Annotated in this window: 20 protein-coding genes, 1 tRNA gene, 1 other RNA gene and 1 riboswitch; of the genes, 4 read left to right on the top strand and 18 right to left on the bottom strand. The window is 73.0% G+C overall.

All coding sequences use genetic code 11. From position 1 onward, the window contains the following. Window positions 1–1,245 (top strand): polysaccharide deacetylase family protein, encoded by a 1,245-nt coding sequence (locus tag OG715_RS17140; protein ID WP_266269664.1) that lies wholly within the window; start codon window positions 1–3, stop codon window positions 1,243–1,245. 164 nt (window positions 1,246–1,409) lie between these two features. Here the strand turns inward: OG715_RS17140 and OG715_RS17145 are convergent, their stop codons facing one another. Together OG715_RS17145 and OG715_RS17150 are read right to left on the bottom strand one after the other, a co-directional pair. After that, window positions 1,410–2,849, bottom strand: a complete 1,440-nt coding sequence (locus tag OG715_RS17145; RefSeq protein ID WP_266269666.1) for an MFS transporter — start codon at window positions 2,847–2,849, stop codon at window positions 1,410–1,412. A 106-nt stretch (window positions 2,850–2,955) separates the two neighbouring features. Next, window positions 2,956–3,270, bottom strand: coding sequence for a DMT family transporter (locus tag OG715_RS17150; protein ID WP_266269667.1), 315 nt, complete (start codon window positions 3,268–3,270; stop codon window positions 2,956–2,958). Window positions 3,271–3,315: 45 nt separating this feature from the next. Then, window positions 3,316–3,380, bottom strand: a riboswitch (guanidine-III (ykkC-III) riboswitch). Window positions 3,381–3,636: 256 nt separating this feature from the next. On the opposite strand from OG715_RS17150, the gene OG715_RS17155 reads away from it, so the two are divergent. Beyond that, window positions 3,637–3,711, top strand: a tRNA-Cys gene (locus tag OG715_RS17155). A 124-nt stretch (window positions 3,712–3,835) separates the two neighbouring features. Here OG715_RS17155 and OG715_RS17160 read toward each other — a convergent pair. The 6 genes from OG715_RS17160 to OG715_RS17185 all read right to left on the bottom strand — a co-directional run bounded on the left by OG715_RS17160 (window position 3,836) and on the right by OG715_RS17185 (window position 11,233). Further along, window positions 3,836–6,163, bottom strand: a complete 2,328-nt coding sequence (locus OG715_RS17160) for a xanthine dehydrogenase family protein molybdopterin-binding subunit (RefSeq protein ID WP_266269669.1) — start codon at window positions 6,161–6,163, stop codon at window positions 3,836–3,838. Further along, the gene (locus OG715_RS42415) at window positions 6,160–7,410 is read right to left on the bottom strand and encodes a (2Fe-2S)-binding protein (RefSeq protein WP_407660987.1); all 1,251 of its coding nucleotides are present in this window, start codon (window positions 7,408–7,410) and stop codon (window positions 6,160–6,162) included. The genes OG715_RS17160 and OG715_RS42415 overlap by 4 nt, the downstream gene beginning before the upstream one ends. Beyond that, the gene (locus tag OG715_RS17170; protein ID WP_266271710.1) at window positions 7,407–8,273 is read right to left on the bottom strand and encodes an FAD binding domain-containing protein; all 867 of its coding nucleotides are present in this window, start codon (window positions 8,271–8,273) and stop codon (window positions 7,407–7,409) included. The genes OG715_RS42415 and OG715_RS17170 overlap by 4 nt, the downstream gene beginning before the upstream one ends. 303 nt (window positions 8,274–8,576) lie before the next feature. Continuing rightward, the gene (locus OG715_RS17175) at window positions 8,577–10,187 is read right to left on the bottom strand and encodes a beta-N-acetylhexosaminidase (RefSeq protein ID WP_266269670.1); all 1,611 of its coding nucleotides are present in this window, start codon (window positions 10,185–10,187) and stop codon (window positions 8,577–8,579) included. Between the two features lie 94 nt (window positions 10,188–10,281). Next, entirely contained in the window at window positions 10,282–10,563 is a 282-nt protein-coding gene (locus tag OG715_RS17180; RefSeq protein ID WP_030394272.1) for a DUF3039 domain-containing protein, read from the bottom strand. An 85-nt stretch (window positions 10,564–10,648) separates the two neighbouring features. After that, on the bottom strand, window positions 10,649–11,233 hold the full coding sequence (locus tag OG715_RS17185) for a YqgE/AlgH family protein (protein ID WP_266269671.1): 585 nt from the start codon (window positions 11,231–11,233) through the stop codon (window positions 10,649–10,651). Window positions 11,234–11,551: 318 nt separating this feature from the next. On the opposite strand from OG715_RS17185, the gene murA reads away from it, so the two are divergent. Further along, entirely contained in the window at window positions 11,552–12,925 is a 1,374-nt protein-coding gene (murA, locus tag OG715_RS17190) for a UDP-N-acetylglucosamine 1-carboxyvinyltransferase (RefSeq protein ID WP_266269672.1), read from the top strand. Window positions 12,926–13,020: 95 nt separating this feature from the next. Here murA and OG715_RS17195 read toward each other — a convergent pair whose 3' ends face one another. The 8 genes from OG715_RS17195 to ftsE form a co-directional block, all read right to left on the bottom strand. Continuing rightward, on the bottom strand, window positions 13,021–13,302 hold the full coding sequence (locus tag OG715_RS17195) for an HU family DNA-binding protein (protein WP_045938702.1): 282 nt from the start codon (window positions 13,300–13,302) through the stop codon (window positions 13,021–13,023). A 558-nt stretch (window positions 13,303–13,860) separates the two neighbouring features. Then, window positions 13,861–15,333: an NAD-dependent malic enzyme gene (locus OG715_RS17200; protein ID WP_266269673.1), complete on the bottom strand. Its 1,473-nt coding sequence runs from the start codon at window positions 15,331–15,333 to the stop codon at window positions 13,861–13,863. 432 nt (window positions 15,334–15,765) lie between these two features. After that, entirely contained in the window at window positions 15,766–18,066 is a 2,301-nt protein-coding gene (locus OG715_RS17205) for a HelD family protein (protein ID WP_266269674.1), read from the bottom strand. Window positions 18,067–18,194: 128 nt separating this feature from the next. Further along, window positions 18,195–18,577, bottom strand: a transfer-messenger RNA (tmRNA) gene (ssrA, locus tag OG715_RS17210). Between the two features lie 86 nt (window positions 18,578–18,663). After that, on the bottom strand, window positions 18,664–19,140 hold the full coding sequence (gene smpB / locus OG715_RS17215; protein ID WP_266269675.1) for an SsrA-binding protein SmpB: 477 nt from the start codon (window positions 19,138–19,140) through the stop codon (window positions 18,664–18,666). A gap of 44 nt (window positions 19,141–19,184) precedes the next feature. Beyond that, entirely contained in the window at window positions 19,185–20,333 is a 1,149-nt protein-coding gene (locus OG715_RS17220) for a S41 family peptidase (protein WP_266269677.1), read from the bottom strand. A 122-nt stretch (window positions 20,334–20,455) separates the two neighbouring features. Then, on the bottom strand, window positions 20,456–21,367 hold the full coding sequence (ftsX, locus tag OG715_RS17225; RefSeq protein WP_030394279.1) for a permease-like cell division protein FtsX: 912 nt from the start codon (window positions 21,365–21,367) through the stop codon (window positions 20,456–20,458). Between the two features lie 76 nt (window positions 21,368–21,443). Then, window positions 21,444–22,133, bottom strand: a complete 690-nt coding sequence (gene ftsE, locus OG715_RS17230) for a cell division ATP-binding protein FtsE (RefSeq protein ID WP_030394280.1) — start codon at window positions 22,131–22,133, stop codon at window positions 21,444–21,446. Between the two features lie 350 nt (window positions 22,134–22,483). Between ftsE and OG715_RS17235 the strand changes: the two genes are divergently transcribed. Beyond that, window positions 22,484–22,678 carry a hypothetical protein gene (locus tag OG715_RS17235; protein WP_030394281.1) on the top strand — a complete coding sequence of 65 codons (195 nt, stop codon included), beginning with the start codon at window positions 22,484–22,486 and terminating at the stop codon, window positions 22,676–22,678. A gap of 87 nt (window positions 22,679–22,765) precedes the next feature. On the opposite strand, the gene prfB is transcribed toward OG715_RS17235, so the two are convergent. Continuing rightward, window positions 22,766–23,878, bottom strand: a complete 1,113-nt coding sequence (gene prfB / locus OG715_RS17240) for a peptide chain release factor 2 (protein WP_266269679.1) — start codon at window positions 23,876–23,878, stop codon at window positions 22,766–22,768. Window positions 23,879–23,981: 103 nt separating this feature from the next. Further along, complete coding sequence (locus OG715_RS17245; RefSeq protein ID WP_266269680.1) at window positions 23,982–25,241, bottom strand: serine/threonine-protein kinase; 1,260 nt, start codon at window positions 25,239–25,241, stop codon at window positions 23,982–23,984. Window positions 25,242–25,315: the final 74 nt, after the last annotated feature.

Consider the following 25,315-nt stretch of genomic DNA (forward strand, 5'->3'; position numbering starts at 1 on the left):
ATGGACGCCCTCTCCCGCCGCACCCTGCTGGCCGCGGGTGCCGCCGGCGCCGCCAGCCTCGCCGCGGGCTGCGCGAGCCGGACCGATACCGACGGCGGACAGGCGACCACTCCGGCCCCGGTCCCGGCCACCCCGGCCGAGGACCACGCCACCACCCCGACCGAGGCCGCCAAGCCCCCGGTCACCCTGATCGGCGACGGCTCCACCTCGGACACCGGCCCGCAGCCGAACCAGCCCGCCCTCGAACCGCTGCGGCCCGGCCAGCGCCCGCCCCAGTTCGTCGTCTTCTCCTGGGACGGCGCCGCCGAGCTCGACAACGGCCTGTTCGCCCGCTTCCGCCGGCTCGCCCGGGAGCACAACGCGTCCATGACCTTCTTCCTCAGCGGCTCCTACCTGCTGCCCGAGGGGAAGAAGGACCTCTACCGCCCGCCGCAGCACAAGGTCGGCGCCTCCGACATCGGCTACCTCAGCGACCAGCACATCCACGACACCCTGGAGAACCTGCACGCCGCCTGGCTGGAGGGGCACGAGATCGGCACCCACTTCAACGGGCACTTCTGCGGCGCCAACGGCGTCGGCCAGTGGTCCGCCGAGGACTGGGACAGCGAGATCGAGCAGGCGATGGGCTTCGTCACGAACTGGCGGACCAACACCGGCTTCACCGACCTTCCGGCGCTGCCCTTCGACTACCGCAAGGAGCTGATCGGCAGCCGCACCCCCTGCCTGGAGGGCCAGCGCAACCTGCTGCCCACCGCCGTCCGGCGCGGCTGGCGCTACGACAGCAGCGGCAACGGGACCCAGGTGTGGCCGCAGAAGATCCAGGGCGGCGCGCTCTGGGACCTCCCGCTGCAGTCCATCCCCTTCCCCGGGCACACCTTCCAGGTGCTGTCGATGGACTACAACATCATGTTCAACCAGTGCGGCAGCAACACCAAGGCCGACCCGGCGCTCCACCCCGGCTTCCAGACCCAGGCCCGGGACTCCTACCTGATGGGCTTCGAGCGCGCCTACACCACCAACCGCGCCCCGTTCGTCATCGGCAACCACTTCGAGGAGTGGAACGGCGGCATCTACATGAACGCCGTCGAAGAGGTGATCAAGGCGATCGCCGACCGCCCCGAGGTGCGGATGGTCTCCTTCCGCCAGCTGGTCGACTGGCTCGACGCCCAGGAGCCGGCCCTGCTGCGCAAGCTGCAGGGCCTCGCCCCCGGCCAGGCACCGGCCGGGGGCTGGGAGACCTTCTGAATCTTCGCCCGCTCGCCTCCGGGGCGCTTCTGTCCGGCGCCGACGGTCGTTGCTCCCTCGCTCCTCCGTCGCTCCCTCGCGCCTCCCTTTCGGCACCGGCGCGCCCCTTCGGCTCGGGGCGGGAGACCCTCGGTCGGGCCCCGGACCAGCAGGCAGTGGGGCGCTCAGGCGGCCTTGCGGACCCGGCCGGAGGCCAGGGCGCCGAGCAGCGCCACCCCGGCCATGACCCCGAAGATCACCGCGAAGGCGCCGGTCGAGCCGGCGCCCGCGGCGCCGTCGTGGACGGCGGCCACCGAGCCGCCGCCCAGCGCCCCGAACAGCACCCCCGCCAGACCCATCAGCAGCACATTGCCCAGCGCGTCGCTCACCTGGAGCGAGGCCGAGTTGGCCCCGGCGTCCTCCGGCGTGGACAGCTTCATCATCAGCACGCTGATGCTCGCCACCGCCAGGCCCATGCCGATCCCGCCGACGCCCCAGGCCACCGCCGCCACCCAGGCCGGCACCGCCGGGACCAGCACCAGCGCCGCGCCCGCGATGGCCACCGCGGTCAGCACGAAGCCGCCGCGGATCATCACCGTCCGGTAGCGCTCCGCCCCCGGTCGGCCCTGGATCCAGGAGCCCAGCGCCCAGGACAGGCCGCCGCTGGTGAGGGTGAGGCCGGCCAGCGTCGGGGAGAGCCCGCGCTCGGTCCTCATCATCAGCGGGATGAACGCCTCGGCCGCGAAGAACGCCCCGGCCGCGACCCCGCGCAGCAGGATCACCGTCGGCAGCCCGCGCCCGGCCCGCAGCGTCCCGGCCGGCAGCAGTCCCAGCACCGCCGGGAGCAGCAGCGCCGCCCCCGCGGCGGCCGGCAGCAGACCGGGCAGGTCGAGCCGCTGACCCGCGTACTGCAGCAGTCCCGCGCCGACCGCGGCCATCGCGGCCAGGCCGGTGCGACGGCGGTCGAACGCGGCGCCCCCGAGCAGCGGCTGCTCCTTCTCCGAGCGGCGCAGCGCCGGGCCCATCACCGCGAGCGGCAGCAGGATCAGCGCCGGCACGGCGAGGAAGACCCAGCGCCAGCCGATGTGCTGGGTGACCGCCCCGGCGACCAGCGGGCCGACGATCGAGGGCAGCACCCAGGCCGCGGAGAAGGCCGCGAAGACCGAGGGCCGCAGCCGCTCGGGGTAGGCCCGGCCGACCACCACGTACAGGGCGACGATCACCAGGCCGCCGCCGAGGCCCTGGAGCGCCCGGCCGCCCACGAAGATCCACATCCCGGGCGCCGCCCCGGCCACCAGCAGACCGGCGCCGAACACCGCGATACCGGTGAACAGGGGCCGCAGCGGCCCGCTCCGGTCGCACCACTGGCCGGAGACGACCAGCGCGAACAGGGTGGTGGTGAAGTAGCCGGAGAAGGCGAAGGCGTACAGCCCGAAGCCGTCGAGCTCGCCGGCGGCGACCGGCATCGCGGTGTTGACGGCCGTCGCCTCGAAGGCGATCACCAGGACCACCGAGACGATGCCCAGGGTCAGCGCCCGGAAGCGGTCGCCCATGACCCCTCCGCCGGGGTCGGTCGATATCGGGACGGAGGCGGTGTCGGCCGACACGGGGGAGGCTGTGGTCATACGTATGATCGTAAGGCCCGTCAGGCCCGATGGCCCCTGACCGTGGTCGTAGTTCCACTCCTCCCCCGGTCCTAGGACAGGAGGGTCGGGTGCGGGGACGGCAGGGTCAGTGCAGCACCTTCAGGCCCACCACGCCGGAGACGATCAGGAGCAGGCAGCCGATCCGAGCCAGGGTCACCGCGTCACCGAGCACGGTCATGCCGTACAGCGCCGTGCCCACCGCGCCGATGCCGACCCAGATCGCGTAGCCGGTGCCGATCGGGATCGAGCGCATCGCGTACGCCAGGCCGCCCATCGAGAGCGCCAGCGCCACCCCGAACACCACGGTCGGGACCAGGCGGGAGAAACCCTTGGAAGACTCCAGGGCAACCGCCCACACCGTCTCCAGGACACCGGAAATGATCAGAACGAGCCAAGCCATGACGGCCGTACCTCCGCAGTCGGCAGCGGCCGGGTTGCCGCTGTCACTGCGCCGTCTTGTCGTGACCGGGTACGACGCGCTCGTCCGGGGCGGCCGCGAGGACCGCCTGTTCCCGACCGTAGCACACCGGGTCGGGAATCCCGCCACACAGAATTTACAATGGGATATTGACGCTCCGCCGGGTATTCCGCCAGAATGAATTCATCAACACGGCGAACGACGACAAGGAGTCGGACATGGACAGGAGGACGGCGGCCCTCGCGCCCCGCACCTGCACCACCGCTCCCCGGTGTTGTCGCGCCTGTCGCTGCTGCCGCTGCGCCTGAGCGCACCCGCAGTTCCAGCCGCACCACCAGCTCCACCCATGGCCGTGTGCCCGAGTGGTTTAGGGAACCGCCTGCAAAGCGGTGCACACGGGTTCGATTCCCGTCATGGCCTCCAGAAGACGAATTGCCGGTCGGCTCCGAAATGGCGCCGCCCGGCAATTCGTCGTGCTTTCCGAAAGAAAAGCGCGGGTCCCGGGCAATTCCGCAGGCCCTGCGGAATTGCCCGGGGGCACCGGCGCTCAGCCGGTGACGGCGTCCTCCGGGCGGATCGGCAGCCGGCCCACCGGCAGGCCGGTGGCGGCGCGGACCGCCGCGGCCACCGCCGCCGGCGCGGTCACGGCCGGCACCGCGCTGACCGCCTTGGCCCCGAACGGCGCCACCACGTCACGCTCCTCCAGCAGGGCGGCGACCCGGATCTCCGGGGTGTCCAGCGCGGTCGGCAGCCGGTAGCCGGTCAGCGAGGGGTTGGCCAGCACGCCGCCCTCGACGCGGAGCTCCTCCAGCAGCGCCAGGCCGACGCCCTGGGCGACCCCCGCCTCGATCCGGTCCTCGATCTGCCGCGGGTTCAGCGCCCGGCCGACGTCCTGGGCCACCGTCACCTCGACCACCCGGACCGCGCCCAGCTCGATGTCCACGTCCACCACCGCGCGCATCGCGCAGAACGCGATGGAGACGAAGGCGTCGCCCTGCCCGGCCTCGTCCAGCGGCTCGGTCGGGTGCGGGCGGCACTGCGCGGTCGCCCAGAGCTCCTTGCCCTCCAGCGCCTCGGCCACCGGCATGCCGAGCACCCCGTCGTACGAGGTGATCTTGCCCTCGGCGATCTGCAGCAGCTCCACGGACATCCCGAAGTCGGCGGCGATCGGCTGGAGCAGCTGGTGGCGGACCATCAGCGCGGCCCGCTCGACCGCACCGCCGGACACCCAGGTGTGCCGGCCCCGGGCCGCCGGCCCGGCCACCGCCTGGTCGCTGTCCGCGGGCGCGATGTACACCTCGCTGACGCCCAGCACGCTCTGCACGATCTGCCGGGCCAGTGTGGCGAAGCCCTGGCCGGCGTCGACCGCGGCGCAGATCACCGTGGCGTGGTCGCCGCTGACCCGCACCGTCGCGGTGGCGACCTCGTCCTCGCCCTCGGCGCCCAGCATGTGCACCATGCCCAGCGCGTAGCCGATCCCGCGCCGCACCGCGGCCGGGTCACCCGCGCCGCCGGGCCCGCCCGGCAGCAGCCATTCGGCGTCCGGATCGTCCACCGGCAGCGCCGGCAGCGGCTCCGCGGCCACCGCGTCCAGCAGCGCGGCGACCGGTGCCGGGCAGGTGACGGCCTGCCCGGTGGGCAGCGGGTCCCCGGTCGCCATCACATTGCGCCGGCGGACCTCCACCGGGTCCACGCCGAGCCGGGCGGCCAGCTGGTCCAGCTGCGACTCGTAGGCGAAGCACGCCTGCAGCGCGCCCTCGCCGCGCATCCGGCCGGCCGGCGGGTTGTTGGTGCGCACCGCCCAGGCGTCCACGAACACGTTGGGGCAGTTGTACGGGCCGACCGAGAAGGCGGTGGCGGCGGCCAGCGCCTCGGCCGAGACGTCCGCGTAGGCGCCGCCGTCCAGCAGGATCTGCGCCTCGACCTTCACCAGCGTGCCGTCGGCGTCCGCGTGGTGGCGGTAGCGCAGCAGCGCCGGGTGCCGCGAGGTGTGGGTGTGGAAGGACTCCTCGCGGGTGAGCGTCATCTTCACCGGGCGGCCGGTGCGCAGCGCCAGCAGCGCCAGGGTGACCTGGAAGGAGAGGTCCTCGCGGTCGGAGGTGGCGCCGGGAACACCGGTGACCACCAGCCGGACCCGGTCCGGCTCCAGGCCCAGGCAGGCGGCGGTGCGGTCCCGGTCGCCGTGCGGGTCGGTGGAGGAGAGGTGCAGTTCGACCCCGCCGTCCGGGCGCGGCACGGCCAGGCCGGCCTCGGCGCCGAGCGGGGCCGGGTCCTGCCGGCCCACCTGGTACAGGCCCTCGACGATGATCTCGCCGGCCGCGTCCGGGTCGCCGGTGCGCAGTGGCAGGTGGCGGAAGAGGTTGCCGTCCGGGTGCAGCGGCGGGGCGGTGAAGGCCTGCTCGGGGTCGGTGACGGCCTCCAGCGGCTCGTACTCGACCACGATCAGACCGACCGCCAGCCGGGCGGTGTCGGGGTGGTCGGCGGCGACCGCGGCCACCGGCTCGCCGTGGTGGCGGACCACCCCGGCGGCCAGCACCGGGCGGTCGGCGACGATCGGCCCGGAGGGCGCGCCGTCCGGGCTGCCGTCCGGACCGGCCGGCAGGTCGGTGGCCGTGACCACCGCGTGCACACCGGGCAGGGCCAGTGCGGCCGAGGTGTCGATGCCCAGGATCCGGGCGTGCGGGTGCGGCGAGCGCAGCACCGCGCCCCACAGCAGGCCCTCGGCCCACAGGTCGGCGGCGTACGGGTAGATGCCGAGCGCCTTGGGCAGGGCGTCGCTGCGCAGCGGGGAACTGCCCAGACCGAACGGCTCCGTCGCGCCGCCCGCGTCGCCGTCCTGCTGGAGTGCTGCGCCGATGTCGGTAGGCGACGTCATGATGCGTGGTCGTCCTCGGGGAGCCGGATGCCGTGGGCGGGGGTGGCGCCGTACGGGACGCCGGCCGGGGCGGTGCCCTCGGCCGGGGCGCCGTGCGCGGGTGCGGGGACGTACGGCGTGCCGTGCACGGGGGTGGCGGGGGTCTCGTAGACCGGGCCGTCGTACGCCGAGGCGGTGTCGTAGCCGGGCTGCTGCTGGTAGCCGCCCTGGTCGGGGTAGCCGGTGCCGGGCAGGTAGGTGCCGTGCGCCGGGGTCGCACCCGGGTACGGCTGCTGCTCGGGGTAGCCCTGGGCGGGGTAGAACCCGGTGGACCCGTCGGCCTGCTGCGCCGGGACGTCCCGGACCGGGGCCAGCACGGTGGTGTCGTACACCCCGCTGTCGTAGCCGCCCTGGTCGTAGGCCCCTCGGCCGTCGGGAGCGCTGTGCCGGTCGGGGGCGCCGTGCCCGTCCTGGGCGCCGTACCCCGGGCCGGCTCCGGCGCCGGTGCCGGCCGTGGCGCCGGCCTCCTCGGCGCGCGGCTGCGGGACGTGCTCGATCCAGGCGTCCTCGGTGTAGACCGGCAGGTCGGCGGTCGGCGGTCCGGGGTGCGCGGGGGCGGCGGCGGGCACCGGCCGGGCGGCGGTCGCGGCGGGTGCGTCGGTCCGGTCTGCGGGCGTGGCCGCGGCCTCCTCGGCGGCCGCCTCCGCGGCCACGGCCACCGCCGCGCGCGCTTCGGCGACGGTCTGCACGGCGGCGAGCGCGCCCCGGTAGCCGGTGCACCGGCAGAGGTTTCCGCACAGCGCCTGGCGCGCCTCGACCTCGGTGGGCCGGTGGTTGCGCTGGAGCAGGTCGTGCACGGCCATCGCCAGGCCGGGCACGCAGTAGCCGCACTGCACCGCGCCGGACTCGGCCAGCGCCTGCTGGACGTCGCTGGCGCCGCCGCCGGCCGAGAGGCCCTCGACGGTGTTGATCTCGCTGTCCTGCGCGAGCGCGGCGGGCACCAGGCAGCCGGCCACCAGCTGGCCGTCGACCTGCACCGAGCAGGCCCCGCACTCGCCCTGCTCGCAGCCGTCCTTGGCGCCGGCCAGACCCAGCCGCTCGCGCAGCACGTAGAGCAGGCTCTCGCCGATCCAGGCGTCCGTGACGGGCCGTTCGAAGCCGTTGACCCGCAGGGTGTACGAGGTGGTGGGCCGCAGCTCCCGGCTGACCTGCGGCGCGTGGTCGAGCAGCCCCGCGTCCAGGGCCTCGATGGGGTGGTCTGTGGTCACTTGAGCGCCCTTCCCAGTGCCCGGCGGGCCAGCACGGCTACGGTACGCCGCAGACGGACGGCGGCCGCGCTCGGCCCCTCGGTGACGGCCTCCCAGGCGCCCTCCGCGCCGTATCCGTCGGGGACGCAGGCCGCGGCCACGTACTCGCCGAAGGCCGCGGTCGCGGCGGGGTCGATCTCCCGCGAACCGTCCCAGTCGATGCAGCCCGCCACCCAGGCCTCGGCCTCCAGGGGCCGCAGCGGCACCGGGGCGACGGCGCCGACGGCGCAGCGGACGGCGCGACGGGCCGGGTCCAGGACGAGGGCGACGGAGGCGGTGGCGCGGGCCGGGCCGCTGCGGCCGGTGGCCTTGAGGAACACCTGCGGGGCGTGCAGCAGCGGGACCCGCACCCAGGTGAGCAGTTCGCCGGGCCGCAGCGGGTCGAGACCGGTCAGCAGGTGGCTGACCGGGACCTCGCGGGTGGCGCCGGCCCTGGCCAGGGTGACGCTGGCCTCCAGCGCCGCGAGCACCGGCAGGGTGTCCCCGGCCGGGGCGGCGGTGGCGATGTTGCCGCCGAGGGTGCCGACGTTGCGGACCTGCGGGGGGCCGGCGGTGCGGGCGGCGTCGGCGAGCGCGGGGATCAGGGCGGCGAAGTCCGGGCGGTCCATCCGGGCGTGGGTCAGCCCGGCGCCGAGGACGGCGGTGCCGCCGTCCTCGTAGCGCCAGCCGCGGAGCTCGGTGATCCGGCCGAGGCCGACCAGCGCGGCGGGGCGGAGGCGTCCGGCGCTGACGGCCTCCATCAGGTCGGTGGCGCCGGCCACCGGCACCGCGGCCGGGTGAGCGGCCAGCGCTTCGACGGCCTCGTCGAGGGAGGCCGGCAGCATGATCGTCCGGTTCACCTGGGTCCCACCGTGCTCCACTTGCTCATCGATCGCCTGCCGCCCGCGGCCCCTGGACCGGGGTGTCCGCTCCGGCAGCCCGGCCTGGCCCGTAGGGTACGGGCGATCGGGCCGGGTTGGGCAACTCTGGCACACAATGCTCGATGATCATTTCGGGACAGGCGAACGGTACTGCCCGATTGGGACCGATACCGGGCGGTATCCGCCCCGGTCCGGTTCGGACCGGGACGGATGTTCATCTGTTCTTGACGTCCGACGACCGCCCGGAAGTTCCCGCGGCCGTCGGGTTCAGACCGCCGGCGGGGGTCCGTCGATCGGCCGGCCCACCACTCCCGGCCTGGTCTGCCACGGGTGCGGCCCGCCGGCCGGGCGGTACTCGACGCCGAGCGCGTCCAGCACCTCCAGATGGCCGGCCAGCCGCTGTTCGAAGCCGGCGTAGTCGCGGGCGGCCGGGTCCGCGGGCAGCGCGGACCAGGCGACCTCGGCGAAGGCCGCGAGCCGGGGGAAGGCCCGGTAGTCGATGTCCCGGGCGCTGTCCATGAACTCGCTCCACAGGTTCGCCTGGGTGCCGATCACCCGCCGCGCCGCCTCCTCGTCGAGCTGGGCCGGCACCGGCTCGAACCGGTAGACGTCCTCCAGGGTGCGCACGAAGCCGACCGGGATCGGCTCCCGCTCCCCCGCCGCCTGCCGGTGGTCCAGGTAGACGTGCTGCTCGGGGCACATCACCACGTCGTGCCCGGCCTGCGCGGCGGCGATCCCGCCGCTGTAGCCGCGCCAGGAGGACACCGCGGCACCCGGGGCGAGGCCGCCCTCCAGGATCTCGTCCCAGCCGATCAGCCGGCGGCCGCGCTCGGCCAGCCAGCGGTCGAAGTGCCGGATGATGTGGCTCTGCAGCTCGTCCTCGTTGCTCAGGCCCAGCTCGCGGATCCGCGCCTGCGCGGCCGCGCTGGCCTTCCACTGCTCCTTCGGGCACTCGTCGCCGCCGAGGTGGACGAACTCGGACGGGAAGATCTCCAGGACCTCCTCCAGCACGCCCTCGAAGAACCGCAGGGTGGCCTCGGAGGGGTTGAGCACGTTCTCGGTGACCCCCCAGTCGGTCCACACCCCGACCGCCCCGGTGTCCACCACATCGGTGTTGCCCAGCTCGGGGTAGGCGGCCACGGCGGCCTGGGTGTGGCCCGGCAGGTCGATCTCGGGCACCACCGTGACGGCCCGCTCGGCCGCGTAGGCGACGATCTCGCGCAGGTCGTCCTGGGTGTAGAAGCCGCCGTGCGGGCGGTCGTCGCGGCGGTCGGCGGACCGGTAGCCGACCATCGAGCGCTCGCGCCAGGACGCCCGCTCGGTGAGCCCGGGGTAGCGCTTGATCTCCACCCGCCAGCCCTGGTCGTCGGTCAGGTGCAGGTGCAGCACATTGAGCTTGTGCGCGGACAGCTGGTCGACGAAGCGCAGCACGTCGGACTTGGGCAGGAAGTGCCGGGCGACGTCCAGCAGCGCCCCGCGCCAGCCGAACCTCGGCTCGTCCGCGAGGTCGACGCCGGGCAGCACCCAGTCGGACGGGCGCAGCGGCGCGCGCCGGTAGGCGTCCGGGCCGAGCAGCCGGCGCAGCGTCTGGGCGCCCCAGAGCGCGCCGGCCGGACCGCCGGCGGCGATCACCGCGTGGCCGGGGCGCACCGAGAGCCGGTACGCCTCACCGGCGAGCGCCGCGTCGAGGAGCAGTTCGACGCCCTCGCCGGGCCGCCCCGGGGCGAGCGGCAGGCCGGTGGCGGCGGTCAGCGAGGAACGCAGCCACCGTTCGGCCCCGGCCAGCTCGGGCGGCGCGGTCAGGGTGGTCGTCCGGTCGAGCGGGAAGTCCTGGTCCGGGAGACGGACGGAACTCACGGGGGCAGGGATGAGGTCCATTGCGCCATCCTGCCCCGACCCCGACCAGTGGCATAGACCACTCGGGAAACGCGGCACCATGCAAAACGGTGGTGTGCGGAACGGGGGACGCGGGCTACTTGCCCTTGTCGCCGTCCCCGTCCTGCGGCTTGCCGATGCCGTCGTAGATCTCCTTGCACATCGGACAGACCGGGTACTTCTTCGGGTCGCGGCCGGGCACCCACACCTTGCCGCAGAGCGCCACCACGGGGGACCCGGAGAGCGCGCTCTCCATGATCTTGTCCTTCTGGACGTAGTGCGCGAAGCGCTCGTGGTCGCCGTCCCCGTGGGACACCTGCGGGACGGGCTCGACCAGGGTGCCGGTGCCGAGGCCGCGCTCGGGCTCAAGAGTGCTCATGAGTGCCAAGTCTATGGGCGCCCCGGAGAAGCGGGCCAGTGTCGCGGCGCCGCCGTGACGGCGCCCCTTCGATTCCGGGCCGGATTCAGTTCAGGGTCGGATCGTCCGGATAGGTCGCCAGCAGCGCCAGCGGCCCGCGCTGGCGCCGCAGCACCGCCCGCCACAGCCGCTCCGGCTCCGGGCTGGAGATGTCCCCGGGCTCGCAGTCCACCAGGTACCAGGCACCGGTGGAGATCTCCGACTCCAGCTGCCCGGGCGCCCACCCGGCGTATCCGGCGAAGATCCGCAGCGCCCCGAGCTCCCCGGCCAGCACCTCGGGCGGCGCCTCCAGGTCCACCAGGCCGATCGCGCCGTGCACCCGGCGCCAGCCGAGCGGCTCCCCGGTGCCCGGCTCCCCCGGCGCCACCGCCAGGCCGAGCGCCGAGTCCAGCGCCACCGGACCGCCCTGGAACACCACCGCGGGCAGGCCGACCAGCACCCCCCAGCCGTTCAGCACGCTGCTGACCTCGACCGGCGTCGGCCGGTTCAGCACGACACCGAGCGCCCCCTCGGCGTCGTGGTCGAGGAGGAGCACCACCGCCCGAGCGAAGTTCGGGTCGGTGAGCACGGGCGTCGCGACGAGCAGACGGCCGGTGTGGGACCGGCCTCCGTGCGAATGGGCCGCCGTCATGCCTCACATGATCCCGCAGAACCCCCGGCGGCGGCACCCGAAACGGCGACCCTTGCGGCCACCCGGCCCTACCCGGGCCCGCCCGCCACGAACACCCGTACGGACGCACCGGCGCGCTCCCCGGGCCCGGGGAGAGCACCATCACGGGAGAGGCTCACAGGAACCATCGGCACGACCACTACCATCTACTGATGGTGGACGCCCCTCCACGGTGCCGACTCGGTCACACCGGGGGCCCGACGCGCCCGTGAAACGCTCCACCGACTGGCTCGTCGCCGAGCCCGCCCCACTCCTCTGGCACCCCGGATTGCGAGAACGATGACCGACGACGTCCTGCTGGTCCACGGCGGAAACCCGCTCGAAGGCGAGATCCGCGTCCGCGGTGCGAAGAACCTGGTCCCCAAGGCCATGGTCGCGGCCCTGCTCGGCCAGGGCCCCAGCAGACTGCGCAACGTCCCGGACATCCGCGACGTCAAGGTGGTCCGCGGCCTGCTGCAGCTCCACGGCGTGACCGTGCGCACCGGCGACGAGGACGGCGAGCTGATCCTCGACCCCTCGCACGTGGAGAGCGCCAACGTCGCCGACATCGACGCGCACGCCGGCTCCTCGCGCATCCCGATCCTCTTCTGCGGCCCGCTGCTGCACCGCCTCGGCCACGCCTTCATCCCGGGCCTGGGCGGCTGCGACATCGGCGGCCGTCCGGTCGACTTCCACTTCGAGGTGCTGCGCCAGTTCGGTGCCACCATCGAGAAGCACCCGCAGGGCACCTACCTGGTCGCCCAGCAGCGGCTGCGCGGCACCAGGATCGAGCTGCCCTACCCCTCGGTCGGCGCGACCGAGCAGGTGCTGCTCACCGCCGTCCTCGCCGAGGGCGTCACCGAGCTGCGCAACGCGGCCATCGAGCCGGAGATCGTCGACCTGATCTGCGTGCTGCAGAAGATGGGCGCGATCATCACCCTGGGCACCGACCGCACCATTCTCATCACCGGTGTCGACGAGCTGGGCGGCTATAACCACCGGGCGCTGCCGGACCGGCTGGAGGCCGCCTCCTGGGCCTGCGCCGCGCTGGCCACCAAGGGCGACATCTACGTCCGCGGCGCCCGCCAGCTGGAGATGATGACCTTCCTCAACACCTTCCGGAAGGTCGGCGGCGCCTTCGAGGTGGACGACGAGGGCATCCGCTTCTGGCACTCGGGCGGCGAGCTCAAGGCGATCGCCCTGGAGACCGACGTGCACCCCGGCTTCCAGACCGACTGGCAGCAGCCGCTGGTCGTCGCGCTGACCCAGGCGACCGGTCTGTCCATCGTCCACGAGACGGTGTACGAGTCGCGGCTGGGCTTCACCGGCGCGCTGAACCAGATGGGCGCGCACATCCAGCTCTACAGCGAGTGCCTGGGCGCGACCCCGTGCCGCTTCGGCGCCCGGAACTTCCAGCACTCCGCGGTGGTCTCCGGCCCGTCCAAGCTGATGGGCTCCGAGCTGGTCATCCCGGACCTGCGCGGAGGCTTCTCGTACCTGATCGCGGCGCTGGCAGCCGAGGGCACCTCGACCGTGCACGGCATCGACCTGATCAACCGGGGCTACGAGAACTTCATGGACAAGCTCCGCGACCTCGGCGCCCACGTCGAGCTGCCGAGCGAGCTGCCCCCGGTGGCCGCCGGGGAGCCGAGCGCCGAGCTCATCGACGCCTGACCGGTGCGTCCGGCGGCCCTCCGGGGCCGCCGGACAACGGCGGGAGGCCGGGTCCCCACGAGGGGGACCCGGCCTCCGGCCGTTCAAGGGGTTGTTCAGACGCCCTTGGCGGCTTCCTTCAGCTTGGAGCCGGCGCTCACCTTGGCGCTGTAGCCCTCGGGGATCTGGATCGGCTCGCCGGTCTGCGGGTTGCGGGCGGTGCGGGCCGCGCGGTGGGTGCGCTCGAAGGTCAGGAAACCGGGGATGGTGACCTTCTCGTCGCCCTTGGCGACGACCTCGCCGACGATCTCGGCGAAGGCGGCCAGAACGGCGTCGGCGTCCTTGCGGGTCACCTCGGCGCGCTCGGACAGCGCGGCCACCAGCTCACTGCGGTTCATGTGTACTCCTGTGGTCTGTTCGCTTGCGGTGTGCCGGGGCCCGTCGGAACTCCCACCGGGAGGCACCCGGACGGGCCGCGGGTCCGCACACTGTGCTCATGCAGGCAATGCGTGGTCGCGAGCCGGGTCCGCACCCAGTGCCGCGCGCCGTGCCTTCGAAGGCCCGCCTGCCTGCCCGGATACGAATCCTGCCCCGACCGGCCCCGAGAAAGCCAATCGGGCCCCGGCGGCACGACCCGAACAGCGCCCGCCCGCCGGAGGTGTGACGCTCCGTCGGCTCCGGCGGACCGGGCGCGGGCGGCGGTCGGGACGACGCGCCGGAAGACCAGGGGGACGTTCCGTACTTGTCGGACACGCCTGCCCCGTGCAGGGCTACCGTACGCCCTAGGTCCGACAAGCCCAAACACGCCCCTCGCCCTTGTGTCGCAAGGGTTCGGGGCGGGAATGGGCGGGTACGACCGCTAATCGGTCATTTGATCGATCCACGTCACCGTGCGGGCACCGCCGCGGAAGCCGGATGCCGGGCCCGGCGCAGGGGCCCGTCGACGGATTCCGAGGTCAGAGCCGCACAGCGGGGAAGGACGCGGTGTCGAGCGTGCCGACGATGCCCGGGGTCGGGCGCGAGGGCGCGGGCGCCTCCGTGGTGGCGGCCAGGGCGGCGTCCCGGACGGCGGCGGCCACGGTCTTGGCCACGTCCTTGTGGAACACGCTGGGGATGATGTAGTTCGGGTTGAGCTCGTCGTCCGCGACGGTGGCGGCCAGCGCCCGGGCGGCGGCGATCATCATCTCCGTGTTGACGGTACGGCTCTGCGCGTCCAGCAGGCCGCGAAAGACGCCCGGGAAGACCAGCACGTTGTTGATCTGGTTCGGGAAGTCGCTGCGGCCGGTGGCGACCACCGCGGCGGTCTGCCGGGCCACCGCCGGATCGACCTCCGGGTCCGGGTTGGCCAGCGCGAAGACGATCGCGTCCCCGGCCATGGTGGCCAGGTCCTCGCCGTCCAGCAGGTTCGGGGCCGAGACGCCGATGAAGACGTCGGCGTCCGCCACGGCCTCCTTGAGGCTCCCGGTGCGGCCCGAGCGGTTGGTGTGGTCGGCGATCCAGCGCAGGTTGTCGTTGAGGTCGTCGCGGCCCTGGTGGACCACGCCCCGCACGTCCGCGACGGTGGCGTGCTCGACGCCCGCAGCCATCAGCAGCTTGAGGATCGCGGTGCCGGCGGCGCCGGCGCCCGACATCACCACGCGGATCCGGGAGATCTCCTTGCCGACCACCTTGAGCGCGTTCATCAGCGCCGCCAGCACCACGATCGCGGTGCCGTGCTGGTCGTCGTGGAAGACCGGGATGTCGAGGGCCTCGCGCAGCCGGGCCTCGATCTCGAAGCAGCGCGGCGCGGAGATGTCCTCCAGGTTGATGCCGGCGAAGCCCGGGGCGATCGCCTTGACGATGGCAACGATCTCGTCGGTGTCCTGGGTGTCCAGGCAGATCGGCCAGGCGTCAATGCCGGCGAAACGCTTGAACAGGGCCGCCTTGCCCTCCATGACCGGCAGCGCGGCGGCCGGGCCGATGTTCCCCAGGCCCAGCACCGCGGAGCCGTCGGTGACCACGGCGACGCTGTTGCGCTTGATGGTGAGGCGGCGGGCGTCCTCGGGGTTCTCGGCGATCGCCATGCAGACCCGGGCGACACCCGGGGTGTAGATCATCGAGAGGTCGTCACGGTTGCGGATCGGCAGCTTCGAGGACATCTCGATCTTGCCGCCGAGGTGCATCAGGAAGGTGCGGTCCGAGACCTTGCCGATCGTGACACCGTCGATCGTCCGGAGCTTCTCGACGATCTCCTCGCCGTGCGCCACCGAGCTGGCCGCCACGGTCACGTCGATCCGGAGCGCCTCCAGGCCGGAGGCCGTGACGTCGAGGCCGGTCACCGAGCCGCCGGAGGACTCCACGGCCGTGGTGATCGCGCTGACGGCGTTGCCCGTGGCCGGGACCTCCAGCCGTACCGTGATCGAGTTGGAGACACTGGGCACCGTCGCCATCGACGTTCCTTCTTCCGTCTGTCCGTCCGCGAGTTCAACAAACTGTTGAATTCCCTCGCCTGCGCATGCTAGACCTCGATCGTCGCACCTACCAGGGCACAGTCAGAAATAACGTTCATTGAGTGTGCGGACCCGACAACTTCTTGCCTCCGGCGCCCGATGCGTTACATTGGACGGGACACCGGCTCGATCCAAGCCCCCGGGCCCAACCTTCGTCCCTTCGAGGGACCACTTGCCGCGAGGCGAGCATGGCGGGTCGGTGTCGTAGCTTCTGAAGGCCCCTCACCCACCGGGTGAGGGGCCTTCTTCGTGCTCCGTCACGGTGCTCCGCCGCCGTCCCCGCGCAGGGGTCCGGCGGCCCGGTGACGGCCGGTCCGGGCGGGCCGGCCGTCACACTCCGTCAGACGCCCGGGCGGGCGGACGGCGGCGCCCTCAGCCGCGCAGCAGCGCGGGCGTCCCGGCCGCGTCGGGCAGGTCGTCCGGCCCGGACAGCACGGTCAGCCGCTGGGTCGCCCGGGTGAGCGCCACGTACAGCACCCGCAGACCCGCCTCCGACTCGCCGGCGATCCCGGTCGGGTCGGCCACCACGGTCGCGTCGTACTCCAGGCCCTTGGCCTCCAGGCTGCCCAGTGTCACCACCCGCTCGCCCAGCCCCTCGGCCCAGCGGCCGGCCTCGGCCCGCCGGTCCATCGGCACCACCAGGGCCACCGTGCCGTCCACCTTGCCCAGCAGCAGTTCCAGCTCGGCCCGGGCGGCCGCGCCGAAGACCTCCGGCGAGGGGTCGGTGACGGCCGCGAACCTCGGCTCGACGCCCACGTGCCGCACCGCGCTCGGCGACGGGGTGCCCGGCGCGGCCAGCGCCAGCACCTTGGCCGCCACCTCGGCGATCTCGGCCGGGTTCCGGTAGTTCACGGTCAGCGTGTAGCGGCGGCGCGGCTTGCCGGACAGCACCTCGTCCAGCGCGGCCTGGGCCTCCTGCGGGAACGGCCAGGAGGACTGCGCCGGGTCGCCGACGATGGTCCAGGTGGCCATCCGGGCCCGACGGCCGATCATCCGCCACTGCATCGGGGTGAGGTCCTGGGACTCGTCCACGATCACATGGGCGTACTCGGTGCGCTCGACCGGCACCCGCTCCCGCTGCCGGGCGTTGCGGTCGGCGAAGGTGGTGACCTCGTCCAGGCCGGTCAGCAGGTCGGCCGCGTCGACCTCGCGGTACTTCGGCCTGGCCGGCTCGCCGAGCAGCAGCTGCAGCTCGTCCACCAGCGCCACGTCGTGCGCCGACAGCTCGCCCTCGCCGTGCTCGGACAGGTGCCGCCAGGAGGCGGCCAGCACCTTCGACTCCTCCGGCGTGACCGCGCCCCGGGCGATCCGGTTGGTGTGCCGGGACTGCTTCAGGGTGCCCAGCACCCGGCGCGGGGTGACCGCGGGCCACCAGGCGTCCAGGAAGGCCAGGAACGGCGCCTCGTCCGAGACGTACTCGTCGAAGGACTCCTTCTCCTCCTGCCGCCGCTCGCGGGCGTAGTGGTCGGCCGGCCTGGGCAGGTCGCGGACGGCCTCCTGCCAGAGCGCGTCCAGCAGCAGCCGGCGGGCGCGCGGGCGGAGCAGGTTGAGCGGGGTGCCGCCGGAGCCGACGACGTTGCCGCGCACGGTCCTGAGCCGGCCCGCGTCCAGCCGCAGCACCTCGCCGCGGGCGACCACCTTGAGCTCCTGCGGGGCGCGCAGCTCCAGGGCGGCCCGGGCCGCCCGGCGCAGCAGCTGGACCATCCGGGCCGAGCCCTTGATCCGGGCCGCCCGCGGGGTGTCGTAGGTCCCGGCCTCGATGCCGTCGACCAGCGAGCCGACCGCGCGGATGGCGACCTGGCCCTCCTCGCCGAGCGAGGGCAGCACGCCCTCGGTGTAGGAGACCAGCAGCGGGGTCGGCGAGACCACCAGGATGCCCCCGGCGTACCGGCGGCGGTCCTGGTAGAGCAGGAAGGCGGCGCGGTGCAGCGCGACGGCGGTCTTTCCGGTGCCGGGGCCGCCGGTGACCAGGGTGGCCCCGGCCGCGGGGGCGCGGATGACCTCGTCCTGCTCCTTCTGGATGGAGGAGACGATGTCGCGCATCGTGTGGCTGCGGGCGCGTCCGAGCGAGGCCATCAGCGCGCCGTCGCCGACCACCGGCAGTTCCTCGCCGTCCAGGGTGGGGGTGAGGTCGGGGCGGAGCAGGTCGTCCTCCACCCCGATCACCTTGCGGCCCTTGGAGCGGATCACCCGGCGCCGGAGGACCCGGCCGGGCTCCAGCGGGGTGGACCGGTAGAACGGCGCGGCGGCCGGTGCCCGCCAGTCGATCACCAGCGGGCCGAACTCGGCGTCCAGGACGCCGAGCCGGCCGATGTGCAGGGTCTCGGCGACGACCGGATCGGCGGGGTCGAGCGGGGTGTTCGAGGGGATCCCGTGCTCCTCCGGGGCGTCGGCCTGCTGGAGGTCGACCCGGCCGAACAGGAAGTCCTCGAACTCGTTGTTGAGCCGCTGGAGGTGCGCGCCGGCCCGGTACACCTGGGCATCGCGCTCGGCGAGCGCGCCCGGAGTACCGACGTGCACCCGCTTGGCGGCGTCCTCGAGGATGTACTCGGCCTCGGCGAGCTTCTCCTCCAGACGGTGGTAGACGTTGTCGAGGTGGCCTTGCTCACCGGCGATCTCGCGCGCGCGCAGGGTCTCGTGGTCGGTGACAGTGGTGTCCGTGTTGCTCTGCATGGCCTCGGTGGTTGCGGCGGAATCCCGCTCCGGGATACGAGCGGACGAACGATCCTACGCCCAGGCCGGGGGAAACGTGAAGGCCGCCCTCCGCAACGCGGAGGACGGCCTTCACTGTGAACATGGGGTGGTGGAGATGCCGGGAATCGAACCCGGGTCCAGTGGTGCTAATTCAGGGCTTCTCCGAGCGCAGTCCGCTGTGTTTTTCTCGGCCCTGGCAGTCACACGGACAAGCCGCCAACAGGCCCAGCTGCTGTTTGATTTCCCATCCACCCTCGCAGCCCGGGCGGACGGTTGAGTTCCCTAGATTATGCCAGGGTCCGGGTCGGGAACTCCCCGGTCTGACACCCAAGCGCTATCGTTGCTTAATTAGGCAGCGAGAGCGAACTGCTGGGAATCGCGCTTAGAGTTGGCGATTATTTTTTTGCGACACGTGGTTAACGAGATCATTGCCGCGTTCCTCGGCTCGCTTCCCCTGTTTCAACATCCCCTGTCGAAACCGATCATCCCCATGTTTTTTTGAGAAACAGCTCGGACGGTGACCGTCCTTGTTGCTGACGCCATCCTACGCGAGGCGACCAGCGGGGGTCCAGCCGATTAACTCTGGCGTCGCCGGGCGGCCGCCACGGCGCGTGCCGTCTCGCGGGTGTCCTGCTTCTCGCGCAGGGTCTGCCGCTTGTCGTACAGCTTCTTGCCGACCGCGAGGGCCAGTTCGAGCTTCACCCGGCCGTCCTTGAAGTACAGCGAGAGCGGGACGAGGGTGTGGCCGGCGTCGCGGACCTTCGCCTCGATCTTCTGGATCTCCATCCGGTGCAGCAGCAGCTTGCGCTTGCGCCGGGCCGCGTGGTTGGTCCACGTCCCCTGGGTGTACTCGGGGATGAAGACGTTGTCGATCCAGGCCTCGTGGTTCTGGATGTAGGCGTAGCCGTCTACCAGGTTCGCCCGCCCCTCGCGCAGTGACTTCACCTCGGTCCCGGTGAGCACGAGGCCGCACTCGTAGGTGTCGAGGATGGTGTACTCGTGTCGCGCCTTCTTGTTCTGCGCGACCAGCTTGTGTCCGGTTTCCTTTGCCATAGCGCCGTCATTCTCGCACCTCCGGCCGTCTTCCAGCAGCCCCTTTACGTGCGGCTGCCGAGACCGGCGAGCACCCGCAGGGCGAGCGCGTCCGCGTCCTCCGCGGCGCCCGCCGGGACGTCCGGGGCCAGCCCGGCGCCCTCCGGGGAGCGGCCGGCCGGGGTGTAGTAGCGGCCGACGGTGAGTTCCAGCACAGCGCCGTCGGCGAGCCGGCTGGGCTGCTGCACGGTGCCCTTGCCGAAGGTCCTGGTGCCGGCCACCACGGCCCGGCCCCGGTCCTGGAGGGCGCCGGTGAGCAGTTCGGCCGCGCTCATGGTGCCGCCGTCCACCAGCACGACCAGCGGGGTGCGCTGGTCGCCGCCGGGCGGGGCGGTGAGCTCGCGGGTGCCGCCGCGGTCCTGGTAGGAGCCGACCGGGCCGCCGTCCAGGAAGACCCCGGCGGTGCCGACGGCCTCCTCGACCAGTCCGCCGGAGTTGCCGCGCAGATCGAGCACCACCCCGGCGCGCGCGCCGCGCACGGCGGCGCGCACCTGCTCGGCCACGCCGGAGGTGAAGGCCCGGACGGCGATCCGCACCACACCGCCGGCCAGGTGCTCGACGGTCACCTGCTGGCTGTCCAGCAGCGCCCGGCGCAGCCGGACCTCGCGGACCTCGCCCTCGCCGCGCCGCAGCTCCAGCACCACTTCGGAGCCCGCCTGCCGTTCGGCGCCCTCGCGTCCGCGCAGCCGGGCGACCACCTCGGTGACCGGCAGCCGGTCGGCCTCGTCCTCGCCGATCCGCAGCAACCGGTCGCCGACCGCGATCCCGGCGGCGGCCGCCGGTCCGGCGGGCAGCACCTGGGAGACGGTGGTGACGCCGTCCTCGCCCCGGCCGACCGACAGGCCCACGCCCAGGTAGCGGCCGTCCAGGCCCTGGCTGAACTCGGCGTACTCCTGGGCGCTGTAGTACGCGCCCCAGCGGTCCCCGGTGGCGCCGATCAGATGCTCGGCCTGCTGCTCGGAGAGGTCCGCGCCGGCCGGGTCCTGCCCGGCCCCGACGGGCGCGGCGACGGCCTGGGCGGTGTCCACCGACGGCGGGCGCGCCGCCGCGCCGGGCTCGCCCCAGGCGCCGGTGGCGGCCCCGGCCAGCAGGACCGCGCCGAACACCAGGCCGAGGGTGGCCGCCTGACGGGTCGCACGGGGAGAGACGGGCATGGCACCGGAGTCTAGGCGCAGCATCCGAGCGGGCGGGCCTCATCCGACGGCGACGGAACGCGGGCGGCCCCGGACGGCGCAGTGCCGTCCGGGGCCGCCCGGTCGTCCGGAGCGCTGTCCGGTCAGACCTTCAGGTACTTGCGGAGGGTGAAGAAGGCCGCGATGCCGGCCATGCCCATACCCACCACGACCAGCAGCGGTATCACCGCGAGCACCGAGGAGAGGCCGATGAAGTGGATGAACTGCACCCGCTCGGCCAGCCAGTTCTGGACGAAGAAGTGCCCGCCGAGCAGCAGGCCGGAGGCCATCACCGCACCGAGCAGCGCGGAGAACGCGGCCTCCGCGATGAACGGCATCTGCACATAGAAGTTGGAGGCGCCGACCAGGCGCATGATGCCGGTCTCGCGCCGCCTGCTGAACGCCGACACCCGGACGGTGTTGACGATCAGCAGCAGGGCGACGAAGAGCATCAGCACCATGATCACGAAGGCCGCCGTCTGGAGGCCGTTCAGCAGGCCGAAGAGGTTCTCCAGGATCTTCCGCTGGTCCTCGACCGACTTCACGCCGGGCTTGCCGGCGAAGGCGCTCTGGATGACGTCGTACTTGGTCGGGTCCTTCAGCTTGACCCGCCAGGACTGCGGGATGGCGTCCGGGCCGAGGACGGAGATGAGCGGGTTGTCCGGGTTCATCTCCTTCCAGTGCTTGTACGCCTCGGTGGAGTTCTCGAAGGTCGAGGTCTGGACCACCGAGTCCATCTTGTCCAGCTGGGTCTTGATGTCGGCGATCTGCTGGTCCGTGGCCGCGCCCTTGTCGCACTGGGGCGAGTTCCGGGCGTCGGCCTTGGTGCAGAAGTAGATGCTCACCTCGACCTTGTCGTACCAGTACCCCTTCATGGAGTTGACCTGGTCGCGGACCAGGAGGGAGGCACCGGCGAGGGCGAGGGAGAGCGCGACACTGACGACGACCGCGATGGTCATCGTCAGGTTGCGGCGGAGACCCACACCGATCTCCGACAGGACGAACTGGGCGCGCATGCGTTCAACAACTCCAGGGTCGGTACTGCTGGTCGGAGGAGGCGGGCGGACGGCCCACGGGTTCAGCGCCGAACGGTCAGTGCTGGTACCCGTAGACGCCGCGGGCCTGGTCGCGGACCAGCAGCCCCTTGTCGAGCTCGATGACGCGCTTGCGCATCTGGTCGACGATGGCCTGGTCGTGGGTGGCCATCAGCACCGTGGTGCCGGTGCGGTTGATGCGGTCGAGCAGCTTCATGATGCCGACCGAGTTCTGCGGGTCGAGGTTTCCGGTGGGCTCGTCCGCGATCAGCAGCATCGGGCGGTTGACGAACGCCCGGGCGATCGCGACGCGCTGCTGCTCACCACCGGACAGCTCGCCGGGCATCCGGTCCTCCTTGCCGCCGAGGCCGACCAGGTCGAGCACCTCGGGCACCACCTTGCCGATGGCGCTCTTCGGCTTCCCGATGACCTCCAGGGCGAACGCGACGTTCTGCGCGACCGTCTTGTTCGGCAGCAGCCGGAAGTCCTGGAAGACGGTGCCCAGCTGGCGGCGCATGTGCGGCACCTTCCAGTTGGACAGCTTGCCCAGGTCCTTGCCCAGGACGTGCACCTCGCCGGTGCTGGGCCGCTCCTCGCGCAGGCACAGCCGCAGGAAGGTGGACTTGCCCGAGCCGGACGAGCCGACCAGGAAGACGAACTCACCCTTCTCGATCTCCAGCGAGACGTTGTCCAGGGCGGGACGGTTCTGCTTGGGATAGGTCTTGGAGACGTTGTCGAATCTGATCACGGCTGCATCACGGAGGCCATCCTAGGCGGCGCCAATCCTCGGTCGGTCCGCCCCTCGGCATGCCCGGCCCGGGGCGGGCGAGGGGAACGGAACGGCCGCTCCCGGCTTGGGACCATACGCGAAGCCCCGCCCGGCCCGCAGGTTCGGGGAGTGACAGCGGCAGAAAACTGGGGGAGAATGCCCGGTTATGCCCTGAAAATTGGGAGCCATCTCACAGCCCGGGGGCCGGAACGGCCGGAACCTGGCAGAGTGGAGGTTGCGGTCGGGCCCGACCGCTCCGCCGCACAGGGCACAACAAGGAACCAAGGCCCGCTCCGGTGCGTTGGCAGTAGCAGCGAGGAGGAGATCGCATGACCTGCGACCATCTGGTGTGCGCCAACTGCAACGGCCGCGTCAGCGACGGCCGCTGCCCTGCCTGCCGGGCCACCCGGGCCAGGCTGCAGGAGCAGCAGGGTCCGTTCGCCGCGCTCTCCCCCGCGATGCTGCTGGCCGTCCTGGCCGGGCTGCTCGCGGTGGTGCTGCTCGCGCGGCAGGCACTGGCCTGAGGAAGGTACCGGCGGTACACAGACGTACGGGGAAGGCCCCGACCGGAACTCCGGTCGGGGCCTTCCCCGTACGTCCACTGCTGTCGACTACTGCGCGGCGGTCTCGCGCTGCTTGCGCCAGCGGATGCCGGCCTCGATGAAGCCGTCGATGTCGCCGTCCAGCACCGCCTGCGGGTTGCCGGCCTCGAACGCGGTCCGGACGTCCTTGACCATCTGGTACGGGTGCAGCACGTAGGAGCGCATCTGGTTGCCCCAGGAGCTGCCGCTGTCCTTGAGCGCGTCCATCGCGGCGCGCTCCTCCTGACGGCGCCGCTCCAGCAGCTTGGCCTGGAGGACGTTCATCGCGGACGCCTTGTTCTGGATCTGCGAGCGCTCGTTCTGGCAGGAGACGACCACACCGGTCGGGATGTGCGTGATGCGCACCGCCGAGTCGGTGGTGTTGACGCCCTGGCCGCCGGGGCCGGAGGCGCGGTAGACGTCGATGCGCAGCTCCGACTCGTCGATGTCGACGTGGTCGGACTGCTCGACGACCGGGAGCACCTCGACACCGGCGAACGAGGTCTGCCGGCGGCCCTGGTTGTCGAACGGCGAGATGCGGACCAGTCGGTGGGTGCCCTGCTCGACCGAGAGGGTGCCGTAGGCGTAGGGCGCCTTCACGGTGAAGGTCGCGGACTTGATGCCGGCCTCCTCCGCGTACGAGGTGTCGTAGACCTCGGTCGGGTACCCGTGCCGCTCGGCCCAGCGCAGGTACATGCGCATCAGCTGCTCGGCGAAGTCGGCGGCGTCCACGCCACCGGCCTCGGCGCGGATGTTGATCAGCGCCTCGCGGGCGTCGTACTCGCCCGACAGGAGGGTGCGGACCTCCAGCTCCTCGACCGCCTTGGCGACGGCCGTCAGCTCGACCTCGGCCTCGGCGCGGGTGTCCGCGTCGTTCTCGGCCTCGGCCAGCTCGAACAGGACGCCCAGGTCGTCCAAGCGGCCGCGGAGGCCCTCGACCCGGCGCAGTTCGCCCTGGAGGAAGGAGAGCCTGCTGGTCACCTTCTGCGCGTTCGCGACGTCGTCCCACAGGCTGGGGGCCGCTGCCTCCTCCTCCAGGACCGCGATGTCGGCCCGGATCTTGTCCAGGTCGAGGACGGCCTCGATCGACCCCAGGGTCGTGTCGAGGTTCTTGAGCTCTTCGGAAGGATCGACGGCTGCCACGCCCCCAGGGTAATGGTTCCCGGGGTGCACATGACGACCCCGGGGGCCTCCGAGGCCCGGAGCGCGCCCCGGGGCCGACCGCCCGGCACGCGGACGGCCCCGGTCAGGGAGCCCGCGGAGCCGTGGCGGAGGTGGCCGGGCGCGGGCCGGGACCGGTGTCCGGGGCGGTCGCGGCGAAGGCGGTCCAGGCCGCCGCGGCCCCGGCCAGCAGCAGGATCGTGGCCAGCAGTACGGCCAGCATCCGGCGGCGGCGCAGCAGCGCCTGGCGGTCGCGGCGGTGGGCCGTGCCCGGGGTGGTCCGCTGGGCCCGCGACTCGGCCGCGTAGGAGGCCAGCTCGTGCGCGGAGGGGCGGCGCAGGCTGGTGTGGGTGTCCCGGGTGGAGTCGGGGGCGGCGCCCGGCACCAGCGGGACGGCCGGGCCGCGGCGGCGCTTGTGGGTGCCGGGAGCGGCGTCCACCTCCGCGTAGACCGCCTCGCCCGGGGTCAGCTGCTCCTCGGCCGGCACCCGGCCCTGCTGCGGGACGGCCAGCACCGGCAGTCCGGCCAGGGCGGGCAGCTGCTCGCGCAGCCGGGCCGCCAGCTCGGCGGCGCGCAGCCGCGAGGCCGGGGCCTTGGCCAGGCACTCGGCGATGATCCGCCACAGGCCGTCGGGCAGACCGGGGATCGGCGGCACCTGCTCGGTGACGTGCCGGCGCAGCACCGCCCCGGTGTGGCCGCCGCCGAAGGGGGTGAAGCCGGCCAGCAGTTCGTAGAGCACGGTGGCGAGGGCGTAGATGTCGACGGCGGCGCGCGGCTCCAGGCCCTCGATGATCTCGGGGGCGAGGTAGTCGGGGGTGCCGATGATCCTGGTGGCCCGGGTGCGGCGGGGGGCGTCGACCAGCCGGGCCACCCCGAAGTCGGTCAGCTTGGCCCGCGGGGCGCCGCCGGGCCCCGGGGCGGCGGACAGGTCGAGCAGGACGTTCTCCGGCTTGACGTCGCGGTGCACGATTCCGGCCGCGTGGGCGGCGGCCAGGCCGTCGGCGACGTCCGCGATGATCGAGGCGGCGGCCTGCGGGGGCACCGCACCGTCGCGCTCCAGCCGGGAGCGGAGGTCGGTGCCCTGGACGAGCTCCATCACCAGGGCGAGGTCGCTGCCGTCCACCACCATGTCGCGCACGCCGACCACCCGGGGGTGGTCGAGGCTGGTCAGCGCGGCGCGTTCCTGGACGAAGCGCCCGACCAGCACCTGGTCGGCGGCCAGGTCCTCGCGGAGCAGCTTGACCGCGACCGGGCCGTCCGGGCCCTCGCCGAGCCAGACCGTCCCGGCCGAGCCCCGGCCGATCACCTGGTGGACGGTGTAGCGGCTGCCGATCTTGCGTGCCAATGCTGCTCCGTGGGCGGCGGGAGCGCCCCGGGCTGGTCCGGTGCACTCGATGGGGCGGGACAACAGCGACCAAC

The organism is Kitasatospora purpeofusca (assembly GCF_036010405.1).
Lineage (GTDB): Bacteria > Actinomycetota > Actinomycetes > Streptomycetales > Streptomycetaceae > Kitasatospora > Kitasatospora purpeofusca.

Coding starts and splice junctions, on each gene's coding strand:
- OG715_RS17200 (WP_266269673.1), bottom strand. CDS start 15,333: ATGGCGACGGTGCCCAGTGTCTCCAACTCGATCACGGTACGGCTGGAG.
- OG715_RS17195 (WP_045938702.1), bottom strand. CDS start 13,302: ATGAACCGCAGTGAGCTGGTGGCCGCGCTGTCCGAGCGCGCCGAGGTG.
- OG715_RS17175 (WP_266269670.1), bottom strand. CDS start 10,187: ATGGACCTCATCCCTGCCCCCGTGAGTTCCGTCCGTCTCCCGGACCAG.
- OG715_RS17205 (WP_266269674.1), bottom strand. CDS start 18,066: ATGCAGAGCAACACGGACACCACTGTCACCGACCACGAGACCCTGCGC.
- murA (WP_266269672.1), top strand. CDS start 11,552: ATGACCGACGACGTCCTGCTGGTCCACGGCGGAAACCCGCTCGAAGGC.
- OG715_RS17160 (WP_266269669.1), bottom strand. CDS start 6,163: ATGACGTCGCCTACCGACATCGGCGCAGCACTCCAGCAGGACGGCGAC.
- OG715_RS17170 (WP_266271710.1), bottom strand. CDS start 8,273: ATGCTGCCGGCCTCCCTCGACGAGGCCGTCGAAGCGCTGGCCGCTCAC.
- OG715_RS17180 (WP_030394272.1), bottom strand. CDS start 10,563: ATGAGCACTCTTGAGCCCGAGCGCGGCCTCGGCACCGGCACCCTGGTC.
- OG715_RS17140 (WP_266269664.1), top strand. CDS start 1: ATGGACGCCCTCTCCCGCCGCACCCTGCTGGCCGCGGGTGCCGCCGGC.
- OG715_RS17145 (WP_266269666.1), bottom strand. CDS start 2,849: ATGACCACAGCCTCCCCCGTGTCGGCCGACACCGCCTCCGTCCCGATA.
- ftsX (WP_030394279.1), bottom strand. CDS start 21,367: ATGCGCGCCCAGTTCGTCCTGTCGGAGATCGGTGTGGGTCTCCGCCGC.
- smpB (WP_266269675.1), bottom strand. CDS start 19,140: ATGGCAAAGGAAACCGGACACAAGCTGGTCGCGCAGAACAAGAAGGCG.
- OG715_RS17220 (WP_266269677.1), bottom strand. CDS start 20,333: ATGCCCGTCTCTCCCCGTGCGACCCGTCAGGCGGCCACCCTCGGCCTG.
- OG715_RS17150 (WP_266269667.1), bottom strand. CDS start 3,270: ATGGCTTGGCTCGTTCTGATCATTTCCGGTGTCCTGGAGACGGTGTGG.
- OG715_RS17185 (WP_266269671.1), bottom strand. CDS start 11,233: ATGACGGCGGCCCATTCGCACGGAGGCCGGTCCCACACCGGCCGTCTG.
- OG715_RS17235 (WP_030394281.1), top strand. CDS start 22,484: ATGACCTGCGACCATCTGGTGTGCGCCAACTGCAACGGCCGCGTCAGC.